General features: G+C 36.1%; 23 protein-coding genes and 2 pseudogenes. 6 read left to right on the plus strand and 19 right to left on the minus strand.

Annotation, left to right across the window (positions count from 1 at the left end):
* Positions 1-123: 123 nt before the first annotated feature.
* The 7 genes and pseudogenes from AB5706_RS00625 to AB5706_RS00655 form a co-directional block, all read right to left on the minus strand.
* Positions 124-807, minus strand: a complete 684-nt coding sequence (locus AB5706_RS00625) for a hypothetical protein (protein ID WP_233455980.1) — start codon at positions 805-807, stop codon at positions 124-126.
* Between the two features lie 18 nt (positions 808-825).
* Complete coding sequence (locus AB5706_RS00630; RefSeq protein WP_233455979.1) at positions 826-1,386, minus strand: hypothetical protein; 561 nt, start codon at positions 1,384-1,386, stop codon at positions 826-828.
* Between the two features lie 1,015 nt (positions 1,387-2,401).
* Positions 2,402-3,586 carry a hypothetical protein gene (locus AB5706_RS00635; RefSeq protein WP_015540723.1) on the minus strand — a complete coding sequence of 395 codons (1,185 nt, stop codon included), beginning with the start codon at positions 3,584-3,586 and terminating at the stop codon, positions 2,402-2,404.
* Positions 3,587-3,588: 2 nt separating this feature from the next.
* Positions 3,589-4,284: an ATP-binding cassette domain-containing protein gene (locus AB5706_RS00640; RefSeq protein WP_173770947.1), complete on the minus strand. Its 696-nt coding sequence runs from the start codon at positions 4,282-4,284 to the stop codon at positions 3,589-3,591.
* On the minus strand, positions 4,281-5,126 hold the full coding sequence (locus AB5706_RS00645) for a MerR family transcriptional regulator (protein ID WP_015540721.1): 846 nt from the start codon (positions 5,124-5,126) through the stop codon (positions 4,281-4,283). The genes AB5706_RS00640 and AB5706_RS00645 overlap by 4 nt, the downstream gene beginning before the upstream one ends.
* A 93-nt stretch (positions 5,127-5,219) precedes the next feature.
* Positions 5,220-5,597: a TnpV protein gene (locus tag AB5706_RS00650; RefSeq protein ID WP_173770948.1), complete on the minus strand. Its 378-nt coding sequence runs from the start codon at positions 5,595-5,597 to the stop codon at positions 5,220-5,222.
* A 48-nt stretch (positions 5,598-5,645) separates the two neighbouring features.
* Positions 5,646-5,972: pseudogene (locus tag AB5706_RS00655) on the minus strand (tyrosine-type recombinase/integrase); the annotation flags it as partial.
* On the opposite strand from AB5706_RS00655, the gene AB5706_RS00660 reads away from it, so the two are divergent.
* The 5 genes and pseudogenes from AB5706_RS00660 to tnpC form a co-directional block, all read left to right on the plus strand.
* Positions 5,928-6,443, plus strand: coding sequence for a helix-turn-helix domain-containing protein (locus tag AB5706_RS00660; RefSeq protein WP_173770955.1), 516 nt, complete (start codon positions 5,928-5,930; stop codon positions 6,441-6,443). The pseudogene AB5706_RS00655 and the gene AB5706_RS00660 sit on opposite strands and share 45 nt — an antisense overlap.
* Before the next feature lie 13 nt (positions 6,444-6,456).
* Positions 6,457-6,720, plus strand: a complete 264-nt coding sequence (locus AB5706_RS00665; RefSeq protein WP_173770949.1) for a TfoX/Sxy family protein — start codon at positions 6,457-6,459, stop codon at positions 6,718-6,720.
* Positions 6,721-6,840: 120 nt separating this feature from the next.
* Positions 6,841-7,257 carry an IS66 family insertion sequence element accessory protein TnpA gene (gene tnpA, locus AB5706_RS00670; protein ID WP_173773059.1) on the plus strand — a complete coding sequence of 139 codons (417 nt, stop codon included), beginning with the start codon at positions 6,841-6,843 and terminating at the stop codon, positions 7,255-7,257.
* Positions 7,251-7,589, plus strand: a complete 339-nt coding sequence (gene tnpB / locus AB5706_RS00675; protein WP_055058750.1) for an IS66 family insertion sequence element accessory protein TnpB — start codon at positions 7,251-7,253, stop codon at positions 7,587-7,589. Before tnpA ends, tnpB begins: the two co-directional genes overlap by 7 nt.
* A 133-nt stretch (positions 7,590-7,722) precedes the next feature.
* A pseudogene (tnpC, locus tag AB5706_RS00680) lies at positions 7,723-9,336 on the plus strand (IS66 family transposase); the annotation flags it as partial.
* A gap of 570 nt (positions 9,337-9,906) precedes the next feature.
* Here the strand turns inward: tnpC and AB5706_RS00685 are convergent.
* From AB5706_RS00685 to AB5706_RS00735, 11 genes are all read right to left on the minus strand, one after another.
* Positions 9,907-10,461 (minus strand): TIR domain-containing protein, encoded by a 555-nt coding sequence (locus AB5706_RS00685; protein WP_118752367.1) that lies wholly within the window; start codon positions 10,459-10,461, stop codon positions 9,907-9,909.
* A gap of 13 nt (positions 10,462-10,474) precedes the next feature.
* The gene (locus tag AB5706_RS00690) at positions 10,475-11,365 is read right to left on the minus strand and encodes a macro domain-containing protein (protein WP_173773058.1); all 891 of its coding nucleotides are present in this window, start codon (positions 11,363-11,365) and stop codon (positions 10,475-10,477) included.
* Positions 11,362-11,889 (minus strand): hypothetical protein, encoded by a 528-nt coding sequence (locus AB5706_RS00695; protein ID WP_233455978.1) that lies wholly within the window; start codon positions 11,887-11,889, stop codon positions 11,362-11,364. Before AB5706_RS00695 ends, AB5706_RS00690 begins: the two co-directional genes overlap by 4 nt.
* Entirely contained in the window at positions 11,855-12,175 is a 321-nt protein-coding gene (locus AB5706_RS00700; RefSeq protein WP_226855687.1) for a hypothetical protein, read from the minus strand. The genes AB5706_RS00695 and AB5706_RS00700 overlap by 35 nt, the downstream gene beginning before the upstream one ends.
* Positions 12,176-12,385: 210 nt before the next feature.
* The gene (locus tag AB5706_RS00705; protein ID WP_173773057.1) at positions 12,386-12,676 is read right to left on the minus strand and encodes a hypothetical protein; all 291 of its coding nucleotides are present in this window, start codon (positions 12,674-12,676) and stop codon (positions 12,386-12,388) included.
* A complete protein-coding gene (locus AB5706_RS00710) occupies positions 12,660-15,020 on the minus strand; it encodes a hypothetical protein (RefSeq protein WP_173773056.1) in 2,361 nt (786 codons plus the stop codon). Before AB5706_RS00710 ends, AB5706_RS00705 begins: the two co-directional genes overlap by 17 nt.
* Before the next feature lie 144 nt (positions 15,021-15,164).
* Positions 15,165-15,464: a type II toxin-antitoxin system RelE/ParE family toxin gene (locus AB5706_RS00715; RefSeq protein WP_173773055.1), complete on the minus strand. Its 300-nt coding sequence runs from the start codon at positions 15,462-15,464 to the stop codon at positions 15,165-15,167.
* Positions 15,465-15,467: 3 nt separating this feature from the next.
* Entirely contained in the window at positions 15,468-15,716 is a 249-nt protein-coding gene (locus AB5706_RS00720) for a type II toxin-antitoxin system prevent-host-death family antitoxin (RefSeq protein WP_173773054.1), read from the minus strand.
* Positions 15,717-15,874: 158 nt separating this feature from the next.
* Positions 15,875-16,285 carry a winged helix-turn-helix domain-containing protein gene (locus AB5706_RS00725; RefSeq protein WP_179988256.1) on the minus strand — a complete coding sequence of 137 codons (411 nt, stop codon included), beginning with the start codon at positions 16,283-16,285 and terminating at the stop codon, positions 15,875-15,877.
* Between the two features lie 45 nt (positions 16,286-16,330).
* Positions 16,331-17,392 carry a helix-turn-helix domain-containing protein gene (locus tag AB5706_RS00730; protein WP_173773053.1) on the minus strand — a complete coding sequence of 354 codons (1,062 nt, stop codon included), beginning with the start codon at positions 17,390-17,392 and terminating at the stop codon, positions 16,331-16,333.
* Between the two features lie 329 nt (positions 17,393-17,721).
* Positions 17,722-18,111, minus strand: a complete 390-nt coding sequence (locus AB5706_RS00735) for a carboxymuconolactone decarboxylase family protein (protein WP_173773052.1) — start codon at positions 18,109-18,111, stop codon at positions 17,722-17,724.
* Between the two features lie 85 nt (positions 18,112-18,196).
* Here AB5706_RS00735 and AB5706_RS00740 point away from each other — a divergent pair, with 85 nt between their 5' ends.
* Entirely contained in the window at positions 18,197-18,559 is a 363-nt protein-coding gene (locus AB5706_RS00740; RefSeq protein ID WP_173773051.1) for a MerR family transcriptional regulator, read from the plus strand.
* Here AB5706_RS00740 and AB5706_RS00745 read toward each other — a convergent pair.
* Positions 18,556-18,909, minus strand: a complete 354-nt coding sequence (locus tag AB5706_RS00745) for a TnpV protein (RefSeq protein WP_173773050.1) — start codon at positions 18,907-18,909, stop codon at positions 18,556-18,558. The genes AB5706_RS00740 and AB5706_RS00745 overlap by 4 nt on opposite strands.
* Positions 18,910-18,916 lie beyond the last annotated feature (7 nt).

The raw sequence follows: 18,916 nt of genomic DNA on the forward strand, positions 1-18,916 counted from the left end.
CCTCAATTTTGTTTATATGTTCTTAACAATATAGGGCTTTTACACCTCTTTAAGCATATCATATATAGTCTATTTTTTCAAACCTCAGGAATATTTTTTTGTACTTTGCAAGAAGTAGAGGAATCATCTCCCTCTGCCCCTATTCCATACCTTATCTTCTACCTTTTCCTTCCCTACATCCCTGCCAACGCTCTCATCATAAATTTTCTGAAACTCCTCATAAATCTCATCTCCAGCCATTCTTATCCCCAGCCTCTTCATAACATCTGAAAACAGCCTTATGCTTCCACTTACATCTGCAATATCAAGCACAAATATATCCGCCTTAACAGCGGCATTAATTTCTTCATATGCCCCACATGCAGATAACCTTTCAGCAATCCGTTGAGCCTTATCCGACGCTCCTTGAGTAACAGCCACCTCATCCTCTATACTCTTTCTCTCACCTGCATAAATCTGTTCCGAATCACCATCATCCATTTCACGAGATTCCACAACATATAAGTCTGCCTGTTCTTTTTCAATATCACTATATTGGTCCGCAACAGAAGCATCTTCCTTCCGACATATTTTCGTATCAACATCATCAATATCAGTAGTTCCCTTTTTCTTAACCTCAACCACATCCTCATGCTGTTCCATCCCCGGTATCTCAATCTCCTTATCTCCAACAATCTCCTCATTCTCCGACACCGCATAATAAGCTGTATACAAATCTTCTTTCACAATGCCATCAGCAAGCTGCAACTTCCTCTTAATCTCTCTTTTCTCCTGCTTCAGCTCATCCAGTTCTTCCTGCACTTCCACATGCCATATCTGATATTCTCAGTACTGCTCTTCATTCTTTATACTGCGTTTCCGACTAGAGCTTTCTCTGTATATTTCCTTCTGCCTGTCCTCAATCTGCTGAATCTTTTCTTCCTGCTCACTTATGAAATCCACAAGATCCACAACACTTTTGATGTCATTCTTTACAAGTAGCAGATATTCGTCCTGCAACCGATGAAACCTCTTCAAATCCTCTGTATACTTTGCTCCGCCGACTACAAAGCGCTTCTGCTCTACAATCCTTAACCTGTATAGCTTTGCATAAAACTTCTTCTGGAATGGTGACAGCTTCGCCCTGTGCAATCCTCTGATATCCGACGAATAAAAGTAAGGCTTTGCCATCCAGGGCATATCCACATGATGCCTTAACGTCTCCTCTGAAAACATTTCGTCTAGCTTTGCCAGTTTATGATAATATCGAAATCCCGGTGCCTGCACTTCCATCCATGCGTCTTTCTTGAATACATATCCAAGCCGTTTCATCAGATATTTAAAATGCTCCACATTCCCGGCTGCATATGCACACATCTTGGCATCCCTGAGAATTATCTCTTTCATTGACATTTCCTTTTCCCACTTGTCCCTGCTGATATTCTTTGGATTCCTGCTGCACTCTGCCGGCATTCTCCAAACACTCCAAATGAATATTTTGAGTGGAAAATAACATGGCCTCAGGCGTAAATGAAACTATTCATACACAGCTCACTTTAGTACCAAAATAGTACCACAAGGCAAAAAACAAGCTCGCAAATGCCCATTTTACTAGGCTTTGCGAGCTTTTGAAATGTTCCGGGGCACACCACATTATCCTCAAAGGGCAAAATCCAGTATCCTCACTATCCTCACATCCCACAGCAAAGCCACACTGCAAAACCCTCCGGCACTGCAGCGCAATTCCACAGCACATTCCGCAGTGCTAATCCTGACAATCCAACTTCTATCGCGTCCCATATAACAGTATCATCTTACACAGCAACACTATCGCAATGTCACTTTCGCAACATCATCCAAAGCATCCCACACACCCTGCAACACCAGGAAATATCAACGTTTCGCAGTGTTACCCATGCCTTTGTAGTTTCGCAGCAAACTCACGCAGTGATGTTTCGTCTACTTCTATTCTATACAGAAAGCTGTAAAAATCCACGTGGATTTTTACAGCTTTTTCCGATATCACGTTGCTTATTTACGCCTCATTTTATCTGAGTCAGAATCCTGTGCGACCGGGGCAGAAATGACAAAAAAAGAACAGCAACAGAGCTACGCTGCGGTATTACTCTCTGTTGCTGATAGGATAATCATTTTTGCCTTTTACAGGATAATGGGGTGTGCCCTGTGATATATATTTTATTCGAACTCGACAATCACTAATCAATTTTGTTTAGAGATTATTTGTTGCCGTGTTCGCTTTTCTTTTAATTATTTGATTTATCCATATTATCCTGCCTATACAGGCTAATGTTATCATTTTGTTATCGGCATTGATAACACACGCCCTGTAACTGTGGATAATAGCAATATATACCAACTCAAATTATAAGCGGTTTTGCTTAGAAAATCAATAATCTTATTGTTAAAAAAACATCTGCCATACTCTCATAGATAACAATGACAAAATATAAAACGGAAGTATATATAGTAACCTTTGCAGTCGGTTCTTTGCTGTATATATTATAATACTCTGAATCGGTATCCATATCCAAAGGATAATACTAAATAATTCAATTTTATACGCTATCCAATAACAGAGCATTGGAAGTAACAACAAGAACATTCCAATAACTGACTTACATTGTAATTTTTCTTTTAAAGAATATCTGAGCGGAAATCCTTTTCTAACTAAACGTAATTCATTTTGCACATTATAGCTGACAACATTCTGTCCTAATATCAATATAGAAAACAATAATACATACTCAATATATTTTCCGTCTATCTGCGATAATAACATTGTGATTAAAACAATCGCAAAATACTGATACATAATCTGTTTCTTTCTTCTGACAATACTAACCACCTCATAAACCATCAAAAAACGATAGCGGCTGCCATAATATTTCTTCATCAGTCCTTTCATTTCTTTCTGATTATTTTGGAAGAACACTTCATCCTGCGTTTGCAAAACTGTATCATATTCTCTATTCAAAAATCCATATAACATCTGATTATATTGTTGAAAGAACGGGATAATTGCTTGATAGCTAAAATAAGGATATAAAATAAAATATAATCCGTAAATGATCAATAATATACTGGTAACAAATACACTTCCATAAAAAAAACAAATCATTACTACTGCCAACATACATATATTCATAATATCCCGATATTTATATTGTGTTGATAAAACCGTATGCATATTGACAATTGGGTTACAAAGCATAGCCACAATAAACTGTCTTAAGACCATTCCCTCCATTGGAAAAGCCCAAAATAAAATCAACGCAACACTCAACGTCAGTACCATGCTTTTTCCTATCTTCTTCACTCTCCAAATATATGTTTTTTCTATTTTCCAAATATAAGTTTCAGGAGAAATACGCATTCTTGGTATTGTTCCAAACAAATTCATAAACAAGAAACAGAGAATACCATATGGTATAAAAACAGCAATATCCATTCCATAGTTTTTCTGAATCATAGATTGCAATATAAGAATACATGGCACAATAGCAATCAGTATAAGATAAGCACCTATATTTCGTTTGACCATTCTAACTGCAAATTTGAATCTCTGTTTCAAAAGCAACTGATACATACTTACTCCCCTTCAGATAAAATTTTTGCTATTTCCTCTCTGTCAACTTCCTCCATATTGATTTCTCTAATTTGTCCGTTATGTAACAAAAGACACTTGTCACAAACATTTTGTAAACACTCTATATCATGGCTTGAAATAATGTAAATTCCTTTTTCTTTCTTGTGAAACTCCACTATTACATTTTCTAAAAGTTTCATTTGGACAGGATCAAGTCCTGAAAATGGTTCATCAAAAATAGTAATTTTTTCTTCTTGTATCATTGCACAAGCATTATTTAACCGTTGCATTGTACCTTTTGAAAGTTCTAACGGAGAATAGTTCTCATACTTTTTTAATCCCAACCCATCTAAAATCCTCTCGATTTTATCAAATGCCTCTTGTTTTTTTATCTTTCTGCTTGAAGCAATCAAAAAAAGATTTTCATATATCGTCAACTCATTAAAAAAACTTGGTTGATCCATTGCATAGGCGACCGGCATATCAAGATAATCAACCTTATTCATCTTTTTTCTGTCGATAGAGATTACTCCTGTATAATTTTTGTCATAATTCGAAAGTATATTTAAAAGAGTAGTCTTTCCAGCTCCATTTCTTCCAACAAGTCCATAAATACAAGCATTTTCAAATGTATAGTTTAAGTCCGAAAAAACAACCGTTTCACCATATTTTTTACTTAAATTTGAAATCTGAATCATAAAATTTCTTTTCCTCTCAAATCCATTTTCGTCAGCCCAACGACTAACAATCCAATAAAAACTACTGTGTCCACAAATAACAGTACAACAATATTTTTTACCACTCCGAAAGTAAAAAGTATGGAGAAAATTTCTACCGACAACACAATAAAACACATATAATTTGTCAAATACTCTGTTATAATATCTCCATAATAATTGTTCATCTGTAATTTGGCATAAATAAAAGGTTTTAATAAATAACGGATTATAATACAGATAACGGGACAAATAAAAATCCAGTTTTTATTCACCAAAGATGTTGCCACACCTTTACTCCATTGTACCGGAATCTTTACTGGCAGCTTAGAATAAGACAACGCCCCAATAATCAAGCATAATACGGTAATCGTTATCCAAGTAAGCATACTTCCCCATATATACAAAAAGCTGACTGAATCCAATTTGAAAACAGTTTGATTATCTTTCCAATAATCCTGCAACTCTGTTACATATTGTTCTACCTGTAATTTTTCATAACTAATACTTTCTTCATCCAGCATTTTTTCGCACATGAGTTTCGCCTTATTCAAATCAGTAATCTGACTTTTTAATACTTCATTCTGCTTCTCAAGCGTTTCCTGCAAAGTTACTTTCCCAGATATAATACTTCGTATATCCTCAATAGAAATTCCCAATGTACGCAGATATGCTATCTTCTTTATATTTTCCACATCATTTTCAGAATAATCTCTATAACCATTACTTTCATTTCTTGAAGGCTCAACGAGTTTTTCCTTTTCATAAAAACGGACATTAGAACGGGATAAACCTGTTCGTTCTTCTACATCTTTTATTGTCATGTTATGCACTCCTTTCAAGCAACTCTATTTTATCTTAAGAATAAGCTATAAACAAGGTTTACAGTCAAGCATTTATCCAAAATCTCTTTTCTTTTAGTTATAAATCAATTCGGCGTTCACAACCTCTCTTGCACACGCCTGTATATTGTTCATTCTCACCACCCATTCCATCTGATTTTCTGCCTTTAACTGTTCCGTGATCCCCTGTGCCTGTTTCATCTGATCTACAATCCTTTCAAAGCGTTCCTGAGCTTGTTCTTCTATATCTGCAAGATAACTATTCAGCCTACCACTTGTAAGCAGAGTAATATAAACTACTTTCTTATGTTCTTTCAGATAGCGTTTATGTCTTTGTCCCCATACGCCGATGAATCTTTGTTCTTCGTCCTCCGGCAAAGCAAGACAGGGGATAAGATAATCCCCATGTCTGATATAAGTGCCACCCATTTCTTCAAATATTGTTTTCTTCATAATCGTTTCCACCTTTCTTATCGTTCTCTATCCATAGATTTTTTCTTAACTTCCCATATTTCCCACCTTGGCGGCAGGATTGGAACGCAGTTCATAATACCGCACCGCATGATTGAAGATAGCGGACAACTGATTGTGCAGTGTTTTCAGATAGGTCTGTGAATATGGCTTTTTCTTCTCATCCCGATAGGCAAGCATTTCATTCTGCCATGCGATAACCTCTTTTGTAGAAATCTCGCTGATTTTCAGCTTGCCGAAATAAGGTAAAATCTTCGTGCGGATGATATGCTCTTTTGTCAGCCATGTGTTCTCCTTCAGACGGCTTTTCATATCCCGGATATACAGTTCGGTAAAGGCTTCAAAACTCATATCCATACGATTGTCGGCTTTCCTGAGCGAAGTGCCGATGTACGTTTAGCACAATACGAAACTGGAACAAGAAAACCGAAGGCAGAACTTACTGCTGCACTGGCACAGGCTCTTGATGTTTCTCCTCATGCCCTCGATGTGCCTGATATTGACAGCTATATCGGACTGATGCACACTTTATTTACCCTTGAAGATTTGTACGGTCTGACTGTCAGTGAATCAGCAGACGGAGAAATCTGTCTGAAAGTGGATACTTCCAAAGGCAAAGACGCTCACGAACTCCGGAAAATGCTGTACGCCTGGAAAGAGCAGGCTGACAAGCTATCTTCTGAAGAAATCAGTAAAGACAAATACGATGAGTGGCGTTACCATTACCCGGAATTTGATACCACGCAAATTTGGGCGAAAGTTCCTTCGCAGGAACTTAGTGCCGCTATGGTTGAAGCCTTCAAAGACAAACTCAAAACCGATGATTGAAAGCAGGTGTACTATGGCGTCAAGTAAAGATTATTTAACCTTTGTATTAGAACAGCTATCCGATTTGGACAGCATCTCCTATCGGGCAATGATGGGCGAGTACATTCTCTACTACCGTGACAAAATCGTTGGCGGTATTTACGATGACCGCTTACTTGTAAAACCCGTATCCTCTGCCATTTTCCTTATGCCGACAGCAACTTACGAATTACCCTATGAGGGAGCAAAGGAAATGCTTTTAGTCGATGATGTTGACAGCAGAGAATTTCTTTGGTAAGCGCTTAAATCTTGGGTAGCTTTACTGTCTACGTTTTTAAACTCATAATGATAGTAAATAGATTTTTACTACACTCCGCTTGATAGGATGTAGAAATTTACTACATTTGGAGGTTTCATTATGAGTAAGAAACGTGCTCCAGGGCGTTCCCTGGACGAATGGATGGAACTGGTAACCGAATGCAGACAAAGCGGCCTGACAGATGTTGCATGGTGTAATGAGCATGGGATATCTCCCAGCTGTTTTTACAATGCAGTTACCCGTCTCCGCAAAAAAGCCTGTCAGATACCGGATCCAGCCCCCAAAGCCAGCACTCTTGACCTTACATCCCATAAACAGGATGTAGTCCAGATTGCTATAGAACCGGAGTCTTCTCCGGCAGGACTGATCCCAGATAATGGAAACAGACCTATGCACCTTGACAATTCACATACGATTGAAATCGAAGCAGACGGATTGCTTATACGAATGAGTAATGAGATCAAACCGTTACTTCTGAAGATGCTTATGGATACGCTTAAGGAGTCGTTATGTTAGCGGATATCTCAAGTGTTGATGCGATCTATATCGTCTGTGGCAGAACAGATATGCGCAAGTCCATTGATGGATTATGTGCGATCATCCAGGAACAGTTTTCGATGGAGATCGACCATGCACTTTTTCTTTTCTGCGGCCGTAGATGCGACCGTATCAAAGCTATTTTAAAAGAACCTGACGGGATCGTTATGATCTACAAAAGACTGACCGCCCAGGGATCTTACCGGTGGCCCAGGAATAAATCTGAGGTCCGGAATCTTACATGGCGGGAGTTCGACTGGCTGATGTCTGGCATTGATATTGAGCAGCCCAAAGCGATCAAGGCAACGTAAAAAAGATGCACATAAAACTCTTGCTTTTTGCTGTATTTTCGGCACTTTCAAGGTCTGGTAAATCCGCTGTTTTGCTAGGAAAAGCCACTGTTTTCTGGTATAATGGAAACATCAGAAACAGGAGGAAAAAGCAGTGGCAGACAGTTCCAAAGATATCCAGCTCCGTGAGCTGAAGGACATGATAAACGATCTCAAAAAGATGATAAAAACACTTCAGGCAACTGTCGATGCTGCCAATAAACGGGAAGCGGTTCTCACCCAGGAACGAGATAATCTGAAAGAAGAGATAGACCTTCTCCGAAAAAAACTGTTTGGCACCTCCAGCGAAAAAAGAACTCTCAATATTCCAGGACAGTTAAACTTTTTCAACGAGGCTGAACTGGAACAGGATCCGGAGGCTGCAAAAGCAGAGGATCTTGAAACAATTCTTCCGGAAAAAACAGCAAAAAAGCGAAAAGCAAGAGCTACAGATGCGGAGCGTTTTAAGGGAGTTCCTGTTGAAAAAAAGTATCTGGAACTTTCTGAGGAAGAGAAACTCTGCCCTGTCTGTGGTACCCCACTGAAAGAAATCGGGGAAGAGTTTGTCCGCCGAGAACTGGTTTTTGTACCGGCAAAACTGAAAGTATATAAATACTACAGTAAGAGCTATGAGTGCCCGCAGTGCAGGCTTCAGGATATTCCGATTATTAAAAAAGGAAAAGATGGCAGAGCTCATATGCTTTATGGAATGGCTTCTGCCGGAACGGTTGCCTGGGTAATGTACCAGAAGTTTTGTAATGGTCTTCCATACTACCGTCAGGAAAAAGACTGGAAACAGTATGGCGTAGAGATCACCAGAGCTACTATGGCAAACTGGGTGATCCGAAATTCTGAAGCATTTTTTCTTCCTATGTATGAATACTTCCACAGGAAACTTCTGGAACGAGGATTCGCGATGGCAGATGAAACGCCACTTCAGGTTCTGCATGAACCGGAACGCCGTGCACAGACCAAGTCATATATGTGGCTGTTCCGCAGCGGTGAAGACGGAGGACCACCTATTATCCTCTATAAATACTCGGAGACCCGAGCCGGGGATAATGCCGTAGATTTTCTTCACGGCTTCAAGGGTTATCTGATGTGTGACGGCTATAGTGGATACAATAAAGTTCCAGATGCCAAACGCACAGCCTGCTGGGCACACATCAGAAGATATCTGACAGATGCCATTCCCAAGGGAAAGGCTCTGGATTATACCCAGCCATCCGTACAGGGAATGCTGTACATTAACCAGCTCTTCCACCTGGAAGATGTGATCAGATCAAAGTATTCTTCCTTCGATGCTATCAAAAAGGCTCGTCTTGAAAAAGAAAAGCCGGTAGTAGAAGGCTTTTTGTCGTGGCTTGATCAGCAAAGCCCTATCCGTGGAAGCAGAATGGATAAAGCTGTCACCTATATTCAGAATCGCCGCTCCTATCTGTCCACCTATCTGGAAGACGGCCGCTGCAGTTTTTCTAATAATCTCAGTGAAAATGCGATCCGCCCGTTTACAGTAGGCCGTAAAAACTGGCTGTTCTGCGATACACCAAACGGAGCCCAGGCCAGCGCTATCGTGTACACAATGGTAGAAATGGCAAAAGCCAATGGAGTAAACGTCTATCACTATCTTACTTATCTGCTGGAAAAACTGCCTGATGACAGGATGAGTGATGATGAATTAGAACTTCTGGTGCCATGGAACGAAACCGTCAAAGCTGAGATCGAACGTCGTGCAAACGAATCAAATCAATCATATGTGAATTGTCAAGGTGCTCCGGCTACTGAAAAGTAGTCGGGGATTTTTCTATCATACCTAAAAATTAAGCGCTTACTTTCTTTGCAACCTGTTTCTGTCTATGTACGATGAACTTCCTGCACCAAAGAAAAAGACCCCCCCCTCCAAAAAATAGCGACAAAAAGCCCTTAGCCATGAGTTTTATACCCACAGCTAAGGGCTTCGTTTATAATATGGATTTATTTGTTGCACAACCACCTGTCATCATTCTCTAACCCTAAAACCACTGGATTACAAGAATAATGACTCACATGCAGCTGTTATCAATTTGTTATCAAAAGACTTCTTGAAGTGCTGCAAACCCGCATAAATACTGGGTTCTTAAAGCATTTCAAACTATTCAAACTCTTTTTCTGGTTTACTTTTTCATGTTACTTTATTGTTATTGCGTTTCAAAACCGCATCATTTTGATACGGTTTTGTATCTTATTAATGTGGTTACAAAGCTGCTGTACCCAAATTGTACCCAGAATAGCATATAAGCCGAAGCTCGTTTTCACGTTGCTAAACAATACCCCAGCTTTTATACGCTTCCTCTGAGTAACACCCCAAAGCGCCTCCTTTAGGATACTTTGAATTAACAACAGAAAACTGATTAATCGCGTCAAATATCGGTTCTTTTTTAAACGGTATATGTATACAATGTGCCCTTTCATTTTTTATTCGTTCCGCCAAAGATTTTGTCCACATGCTATTCAATTCTGAAGGTGCGCCAATCTTAGAATACCCTGGATATGCTATTATGATTGGCAACTCATAATAATCAACGGCCTTTTCAATTTCCCAATTAAGAATTCCTCTGTCATAATTTGTCTTATCCGATATAATCAGAAGAAAATTCTTACTCGCTGATAATCTAGTTTCTAATCTGTTAAAAAGCGTTGCTTTTGATGAGCTATCACGTACCTGATAAGTTTTTTCATGTGAATTAGTAAACCTAAAATCTATACTTCCAGATTTATTCCATGCCTTCAGCAAGTTAAAATAATGAATATCGCTTTCTGTAGGATCTGTCGATCCCTGCCCGTCAAAGGCAACATATGTACCTGTTCTGTTCACGTGTGGTTCCTCCCTATAACATTTTCAGGTTCATCAAACCTAATTTTTCTTCTTTATCACTTACAACAATATGTATATCGCAATCTATTTCATCCTTAAAAAGCTCAATTGTTTTAACAATATAGACAACTAAGTCATTTACACTGCCTGCATCAGCCCCTCCCGTCCCAATTACAGGCATATATGTAGAAAACCCTTGAGAGCGTTCTGAAATATACTTTACTAAAGAAGCTATAGCTTTTATATAGTCTATCTTTTCGACATGGGCTCTTAATTCATTGTCAAAATATGTTAGCCCCAAGATAAAGTACTGTTCATTGTTGAGACCATTTATTTCAGCAACCGATCCGACATCATATCGACGCAAGTTTCCACTTCGTTTTTCTTTTTGTTTGAGATCTGTATACTTATATCCATGCAATGACAAATTGTTTTGTATCTCATTCGAGACTGTATCTGAATCCCTATTGCCTTGCTCATATATTCGCTTAAGTGCCATACCGTGAATTTTTTTTGACCCTATTAAATCATCATCCACAATCGTGTCGAAACATCGATTCCCAGCAAAAGCAATGTTCTTCTCTTCATTTGGATCTCCGCTATTAAATAAATCCCCATATTCCACAAACAACGAATGATTTGAGTGAAGATCAAAAATTTTCACTTGTTTTCTTTGATTCGTATAAATCGTGACCCCTATTACTATAGCAAAATAGATTACCATCAAAATAAGCACGGCTACAATTATTCGCAGAACTACATTATCAATACAATTTAACATAATATCTGTAGGTGTAACTAATGTAACAAACCCCCAAACAGAAAATAGGACTACTGCGATTTTGTTACTTTTAGAAAATATGTAACGCCAGTTATATCTCATTGTACGAAATAATATTTTCATCGTATCTCTCCTAGAACTACTTCTCTCATTGGCCTAAATGTATCTAAGATATCGTTTCGAGGTTCTGTTTTATCATAAAAACTTGTGTAATATTTTTCTTCTTTATGCTTTGTGTAGAAATTTCCGATTTCCCAAGCACACCATTGGCGAATGCTGTTATTATTACCTCGAATTCGTAACTCACTATTCGTTGTTCTCAGGAACAAAAACTGATTGCTATCTTTTAAAGCATCTTCCAATTTCTCCTTGGTGGCGGAACTGTGATTATTTGCTCCATCCCACATCCAATTAACATATAAAAAGCCAGATCGAAGCCAAAAATAGTAAAACAAAGCTTGAGTTAACCCCTTGTCGTAATATGCGTATGACAAAAAGGTTTGCTTTCTCGCGGTACGAATGATCTCATTGTCCGAAAGCCCAATAAAATTGGTTTCTATAACTTCTTCTTGATAATCTGCAATAGCCTTTAACAAGTATCTAAAGTATGTTTTAAATGAGTTGGAAGAAGACTGTTCTTTTTCCATTTTTTTTACTCATTTGTTGCTGTATTTGATTTGTTATTCTCTGCACGAACAATAAATCTTGGACTTCGTTTGCATTACGATCAAAGATTCCTTGATATTCTTCCATTTGAGGCATTCTTTCCTCATTATTAATAATGTCTTCAAAGCCCCATATGAGTCTTGCAGAATCATAATACATATTCTTAACTGATAAGTAATCCCTAAAGCGTACTATTCCATCATCACTTTCTATTGAATCTCCGCTTTCCATAAAAAGATTATATCTTGTCAAAGAACTTAATCCCATACTGTATCCCTCTCATCTTTATCATGTGATTACATGGCAAATAGCTATGTCGCTATTGCGTTATAGTTTATACTTTAAATAATCTTCCGGATTTCCATCCAGACACTCAAATCCGTAAATATCTCAGTCTCGCTTACCTGATCCGTAAACAAAGATTTCTGTAACACGGAAAAATCCTTCATCATCATAAACATAATTGTTCATAATAATTTAAGTTAATTCTGTAAAACATTTTTCATTCATTTTTTTCATCACTTCGCTTGTAATTTCTGAAATAATATTATAAACTCGTTTTGCTGCCTTATCTTGGTCATTCGTTGTATCAAGAATTTCTATTTCCATCTCTGCCTCTATATCAGCAAAAACATACTGATAAAACTTATTTGTATCAAACTGCATTTCTTTTTTATTGATTTCAAACGCTTCTTTCTTCTCATTAGGATTCATATTTACAATCATATATTTCTCTTCGTCTGTTCTAAATTCATATATCTTTTTCATACCGCTTTAACCTTCCTTGTATTGTTTGCAAACCACCTTCAATATTATCTGCTACTATTTTTAGTATGCTATAATCATCATTCTCATACTCCAAAGCTCCAGATTGTATCATAAATTTTCCTTTGTCCTTGCTTAAATATATGACATTATCAACATCTAAATTAACTATAAATTGAGGATTATGTGTTACCATAATGACCTGTCTTTGTGATCCCATTCTTCTAAATTGATCTAAAACCTTTTCTTTTATAGCACGTTGTGAAATATGATCTTCTGGTTGGTCAATTATATATAACCCTTTATCTCTCATTTCTCCACTTAATAAAGTAAAATACATTTGTGCATCAAACCCAGATGATACTTCATCATAAACATCCATATTTTCTTCTACAATCGTATTTCTTATTTTAAAATCAGTATCCAATCTCGCAGTAACTTTATCTCTTAATACTTGTAATGGCACTACTTCATCCTCGTTTGGATACTTCTTTATCATTTCTTTTAAATCTACTTCTGTGATAGTCTGAGTGTCTATCTCTTTTCCTCTTTTAATAATAGATTTTAAAATATCATCAATATAATCATTATTTATTATTTCAACTTGCAATTTAGAGATAAATCTGTACTTATCTACAGGATTAGTTTCTGGAACAATTACAGTCTCAGCAATATCAGGCGCATAGCTTCTTAAACCGCGTTTTTTTATCAATAACTCTGCCATATCCTCAATTGCAATTTCTTTTTCCTCAATATAATCCGAAAAAACGGCTTGTTCATCTGTAATTTTTCTAATATATTTTGCCTTATAACTTCTAATATAAGTATTAAAGGTATTTATTTTTTCATTTTCTCTTTTACACTTATCCAATTTTTCAACATATTTCTCATTCATCAACTTGATCATATCTAATGTTGTTTCAATATGCTGTCTATCTGAATCTAATAAAGCAGTATTACTTAGTAACTGGTTCAGATTTTCAATCACCTTCCCGAATGAATCTACTAAACCTTGAAGAACTTTAGTATCGATTTTTTTTACATTGTCTATAAAGGTAATACTTTTATCTATAGATTCATTTGTGGGAATAACAAATGTCGGTAATTTTTTAATATCTTCATCATAAGAAAACTTTTTTTGTAATGCATCAAATAATTTTTCTATTTCCTGCTCAACTTTATTTCTATATTTGAATGCATTGATTTTATTTGGATAAAAATTAGATAAATACTTGTCAGGTTTTAAACCATCATCATCAAATATACTTCTAATTTCACCTTGCTGATTAAATCGAAAAATATCTTCCTCTTTAATAAATGTCTTAAATAACAACTTATTTTTTTGAATATATTTCTCATAACCTGCATGCAACCTTCTATCAACCTTTTTGCAATCATTTGTTATTGCATTCAAAAACAAAGATTTACCAACAGAATTATCACCGATAATTACATTCAATCCTCTAGATAAAGGAATCAAATTTTCCTCTCCGTCTATTTCCACAATAATCTCTTTTATATATTTCTCATTCGGATTATAAAATGAATTTTCCAGTTCAATCCTATGGTGGTCTGTTACCGCCATCGCTAACCCCTTGAATGAAGGTAATGATTTAATATATGTAAATTTAAATTCTGCCTTTTCATCCTCTTCTGTATAAGGGTAATATTTCCATCTATGACAGTCTGATCCCGTAATAAAACGTAATTTTTCTTCTAGTTTATTTTCTGTCAAATATGCTTTATTGTATATCTCATTTTTCTTATTTCTAAATTCATATGCATCAAAATAATCCATAAAAACTAATTCATTAAATATATCTTTACCCAATGACATTACGTCATTAGCATGTGGTTTATGTTGTGTAGTTAACGTCTTTTTTTGATGCGCTATCATAATAAAATCAATATTTATATCAGAAAGTATTTCAAAATAATCCTTTCTTGTATAAGCTTCTTTTGTCTTTTTATAACTACTTGCCCCTTTTCCCTTCAGCATTATTTCTTCAATTCTTTTAACTTTTTCTTCGTCTTTATCATCAAATATTGTGACAATATGTATGACCTTATTATCTATAAATTCTACCGAAAATTCTATTCCCGGTAAAACTTTACTAATACAATTGTCTTTTTGTTCTTCTTTTTTTAATTCTGAATATATTTCATAATTGAAACTATCATGATCTGTAATCGCACACATCTCGACATTATTATCAATTAATCCCTTAACCAATACAGGCAGATTGCTCAATGTATTTTCTGCAACTTTTTGACCATCTTTCCCTTTTGAAAACTCGGAATGGATGTGTAAATCTATTTTTATTCCCTTAGTCGCTATTTTTTTCATATGTTCTCCAATCTACATTTTCCCCAAATTGATAAAATTTTTATTCTTCTCCTAAAACTACAAATATCTTCAATGCCACTTTAGATATTAATTTTACCATTATATACTGTTTCACATTTCACTATTATCGTACCAAAAATATCCTTACTCGAAAATCCTCGTTATATCCTGATACCGATTTACCACCCGATAAATCTCCACTGCTTCTTTTCCAACCTTATACAGCACAACATAATCTTCCCACACTACATACTTATAATCCGTTTTAAAACTCACACGCTTAGTCAAGTCTACACCAATGTAAGGAAACTGCTGTATATTCTCAAACTGGCTGTAAATCTCCTGTATTGTTTCCAATGCTTTATCTGCATTATCCTCAGCAATATAATCCTTAATAGATTTCAAGTCCTTTGCCACTAACGGATTAATCCGTAACTTCATCATGTTCTATTCTCCCACCATTGTCTTTAGTTCATCCAATGACAACCAACCTTCTCCATCCTTGACAGCCGCCTCTGCCTCTTGCAACTTTTCTAAAAGTTTCTTTTCTGCTTTGTCACGCTCGTAATCTTCTATATCCATCACCACAAATCTGCCCCTACCATTTTTAGTAAGGAAAACAGGCTCCCCCACTTGGCAGTTCTTCAACACTTCATTGTAATTTCTCAAATCAGATACTGGTAATATATTTGGCATAGTTACCATCCTTTCCAAATGAATACTATATTTCATCCTTTATTATAGCCAAAAGTGCTGTAAAAATCAACGAATGTTTTTACAGCGTTTTATTTCTAATGCTCGATCAAATCGATTAAATTTGTATCCGTATCCTAATTTAACCTAAATTATTATCATTAGACCATTTTTTGATTAAACCGATACCCCACACCCCAAACCGTCTGTATGTAGATTGGCTTGCTTGGATTATCTTCTATCTTTTCCCGTATGTTGCGAATATGACTCATAACAATGTTGTAATCACCGGAATATGGTTCTTTCAAAACATTATCATATATCTGTTCTTTGCTGAATATTATCCCGGCATTTTGAGCCAACAACAATAAAATTTCAAATTCTGTAAATGTTAAAATGATTTCTTCCTGTTGCTTTTTCACCAATCGCTTTGTGATGTCTATTTCCAAACCCGAAAAAATCAAATTTTTCTTTGCACTTACAAACGATTGAAATACCCCTGTTCCTGTACTGACATAAGATATTATATGATTCAGTATTTCATCCTCACCATCTTCAAATGTCAGTATCATTATTTTCCCAAATCTATCACCTCTATTTGCTTTTCATTGAAAACATTAAACCTCTGAACTTAACTTTTCAATTAAGCGCTTTACATCTTCATTTTCACAGATTTTTGAAAATGTTTCATCTTCAGAAAGACCTCTTAATATCATCTCTTTTCTCATTTTTTTAGATGAATTGTCCTGTTTAAATTTTATTGTTGGCGAAAATAAAATCGGGTTAGGAATTACCGTTTCATCTGTTATACAGCTTTCTAAATAACGAATAATGCTATCTGTTGCCTTATCTTCATATCCGGCTCTATTGTATACTAAAGCATATACTAACTCGCTTGATTTCCCCTTCATTTCGAATGTTTCCTCTATTTTTTTATAAATTCTGCATAATTCCAGTGCTTTATTGTCATCTGTCTGTACTTTTTCTATCATCAATGACAGGTACATCAATATTTGATTTGCTAATGAAAACATTCTTTTTTGAAGCAACTCCAACGCTTTATCATTATTCCCTCTTCTCAAATATATCTGTACCCAGAAATGTGTAATATCCCCAATATTTTCTGGTAACTGTTTGAGTAATGTTTCTGCTCTGTCCAGTTCATTATTTTGTATTGCAAGTACTGCCAAAGCTGAAATCGCATTATTCATATATGCCGGATTTTTGCTTTCATATATTTCTTCCAACAACTTTTTCTTCTGTTTCTCCCATTCATTTCTTTGAGTTTCCGTACACTCTGGATGCATTACTTGAAAAGAAGTGATCAGTGTAACAGCATGAAATTTCATAGACACACTATTCGGATATTGACATAATAATTTCTGTAACTTTTCATTTGCCAATAAAACATCGCCATTTCTTTCAATTTTTATTATTTCATTTGTGTACGCTTTTACTTTTTCTTCTGTCATTACTTCATCATATTCCAACAATGTATCTACATTTGTGTCCAAAGCTCTTGCCAAAGGACATAATAACGTAATGTCTGGATACGAATTATCCGTCTCCCATTTGCTAACGGCTGGTGCCGAAATTCCCAAAGCCAATGCCAATTGCTCTTGTGTCATTCCTTTCGCTTTTCGCAACTCTGCTATTTTGCTTCCAATTTTCAATTCCATTGACGTTCTCCTTTCCAGTTTTACCCCAGCTGGTAATCATAGTATAGGTTATATTATCTCTTATCACAATGGAGACTTAGTTAACTCATTTTTACATTTTTTTAACCACCAGTTATTTTTTCACATTCGCCTTTTACACCGTATCTTCTAACAGTTTCAATCTATTCCTTTCCAACAATAATAACATGGAACCATATATCTTTATCCTGATTATAAAATCCCTTATTCTGATTAGTGCATAAAATAAGCAGTGTTCTGTATTTTCCTTATTACAGACCGCTGCTTATTTTATTAGATTAATAACCAACTTTCACAAATCTGTATATAAACTATTTTGCAAAAGTTATCCCTCGTTCTGCAAAAATCTTTTTTGCCACAAAAATGGCATTTAATACCTTCGGAAATCCTGTATAAGGAATACACTGGATAAATGTTTCAATAATTTTTTCCGGAGCAATTCCAACATTTAAAGAACCATTTATATGTACTTCTAACTGCGGCTCACATCCACCTGCTGTTAATAAACTTGTTATAGTAATCATTTCTCTTTCTTGCAGACTAAGCACCTCTCTTGGATAGATATCACCAAAAGCAAACTCAATTATATATTTGCCTACAGCCGGGGCGACATCCTCAAGTGACTTTATAACATTTTCACCTCCTATCCCGTCAATTTTTCTTAACTGTTCAATTCCTTGTTCAAAACGTGTCTGTTCCATTTGCTTTTACCTCCTAAATGTTTTATAATTTAGAGAATATTACTTAAACCATAGTTTAAGTCAAGAACTTTTTTGAGGTGACAATATGACAATAGGCGAAATATCAGAAAAGACAAATCTTCCTGAAAGCACACTGCGTTACTATGAGAAAAAAGGACTGATAAGAGTATCACGTGATAAAAATGGCAGACGTAATTATGAAGAAAGCGATATTGAGTGGATTAAATTTATCCGACGCCTAAAAGAAACCGGCATGCTCCTAAAGGATATCCAACTATACTCTGACTTACGGTATCATGGTAAAAGCACAATGCCAGAACGCTTGAATATCCTTCAATCACATAGGCAATATGTATTAGATCAGAAGATGAAATGGGAAGAGTATCTGCAAAACCTAGACAACAAAATTGAATTTTATAAACAATCCATACAGAAAAATGGCATCTAAATGTGAAAAATCGAGGAGGCTCTTACAATCTCCTCTGCCCTCGCCCGGATATTATTCATCCTCTGCACCCAAAGCATCTGATTTTCTTCTTTCAGCTGTTCTGTCACTCCCTCACGTTGTGCCATTTGCTCCACCAGCACATCAAACTGTAATTCTGCCTGCTCCTGCACCATGAGCAGATGTTCCTTTAGTTTCCCACTTAGAATCATCCCCTGATAGATGCCACTCTTATTTTCTTTCAGATATTGTTTCCGCATCAATCCGAACTTTCTCAGTTCTCCGTCCGGCTCCGGATCAGGTATTAAATTAGGTATCAAATAATCTCCACATTTCTCATAAGTCAAATTCATGTTCCAT

This window comes from Ruminococcus sp. RTP21484sp1_RTP21277st1_D2_RTP21277_210401, assembly GCF_040924225.1.
Lineage (GTDB): Bacteria > Bacillota > Clostridia > Lachnospirales > Lachnospiraceae > Blautia_A > Blautia_A faecis.

Bases quoted from the DNA above. Each gene is read 5' to 3' on its own strand.
- AB5706_RS00725 (WP_179988256.1), bottom strand. From the start codon at position 16,285: ATGATACTGACATTTGAAGATGGTGAGGATGAAATACTGAATCATATA.
- AB5706_RS00640 (WP_173770947.1), bottom strand. From the start codon at position 4,284: ATGATTCAGATTTCAAATTTAAGTAAAAAATATGGTGAAACGGTTGTT.
- AB5706_RS00635 (WP_015540723.1), bottom strand. From the start codon at position 3,586: ATGTATCAGTTGCTTTTGAAACAGAGATTCAAATTTGCAGTTAGAATG.
- AB5706_RS00700 (WP_226855687.1), bottom strand. From the start codon at position 12,175: ATGGGATTAAGTTCTTTGACAAGATATAATCTTTTTATGGAAAGCGGA.
- AB5706_RS00650 (WP_173770948.1), bottom strand. From the start codon at position 5,597: ATGAAGAAAACAATATTTGAAGAAATGGGTGGCACTTATATCAGACAT.
- tnpA (WP_173773059.1), top strand. From the start codon at position 6,841: ATGAGTAAGAAACGTGCTCCAGGGCGTTCCCTGGACGAATGGATGGAA.
- AB5706_RS00645 (WP_015540721.1), bottom strand. From the start codon at position 5,126: ATGACAATAAAAGATGTAGAAGAACGAACAGGTTTATCCCGTTCTAAT.
- AB5706_RS00715 (WP_173773055.1), bottom strand. From the start codon at position 15,464: ATGATGAAGTTACGGATTAATCCGTTAGTGGCAAAGGACTTGAAATCT.
- tnpB (WP_055058750.1), top strand. From the start codon at position 7,251: ATGTTAGCGGATATCTCAAGTGTTGATGCGATCTATATCGTCTGTGGC.
- AB5706_RS00695 (WP_233455978.1), bottom strand. From the start codon at position 11,889: ATGGAAAAAGAACAGTCTTCTTCCAACTCATTTAAAACATACTTTAGA.
- AB5706_RS00630 (WP_233455979.1), bottom strand. From the start codon at position 1,386: ATGAAAGAGATAATTCTCAGGGATGCCAAGATGTGTGCATATGCAGCC.
- AB5706_RS00720 (WP_173773054.1), bottom strand. From the start codon at position 15,716: ATGCCAAATATATTACCAGTATCTGATTTGAGAAATTACAATGAAGTG.
- AB5706_RS00745 (WP_173773050.1), bottom strand. From the start codon at position 18,909: ATGAATTTGACTTATGAGAAATGTGGAGATTATTTGATACCTAATTTA.
- AB5706_RS00730 (WP_173773053.1), bottom strand. From the start codon at position 17,392: ATGGAATTGAAAATTGGAAGCAAAATAGCAGAGTTGCGAAAAGCGAAA.
- AB5706_RS00735 (WP_173773052.1), bottom strand. From the start codon at position 18,111: ATGGAACAGACACGTTTTGAACAAGGAATTGAACAGTTAAGAAAAATT.
- AB5706_RS00690 (WP_173773058.1), bottom strand. From the start codon at position 11,365: ATGAAAATATTATTTCGTACAATGAGATATAACTGGCGTTACATATTT.
- AB5706_RS00705 (WP_173773057.1), bottom strand. From the start codon at position 12,676: ATGAAAAAGATATATGAATTTAGAACAGACGAAGAGAAATATATGATT.
- AB5706_RS00665 (WP_173770949.1), top strand. From the start codon at position 6,457: ATGGCGTCAAGTAAAGATTATTTAACCTTTGTATTAGAACAGCTATCC.
- AB5706_RS00710 (WP_173773056.1), bottom strand. From the start codon at position 15,020: ATGAAAAAAATAGCGACTAAGGGAATAAAAATAGATTTACACATCCAT.
- AB5706_RS00740 (WP_173773051.1), top strand. From the start codon at position 18,197: ATGACAATAGGCGAAATATCAGAAAAGACAAATCTTCCTGAAAGCACA.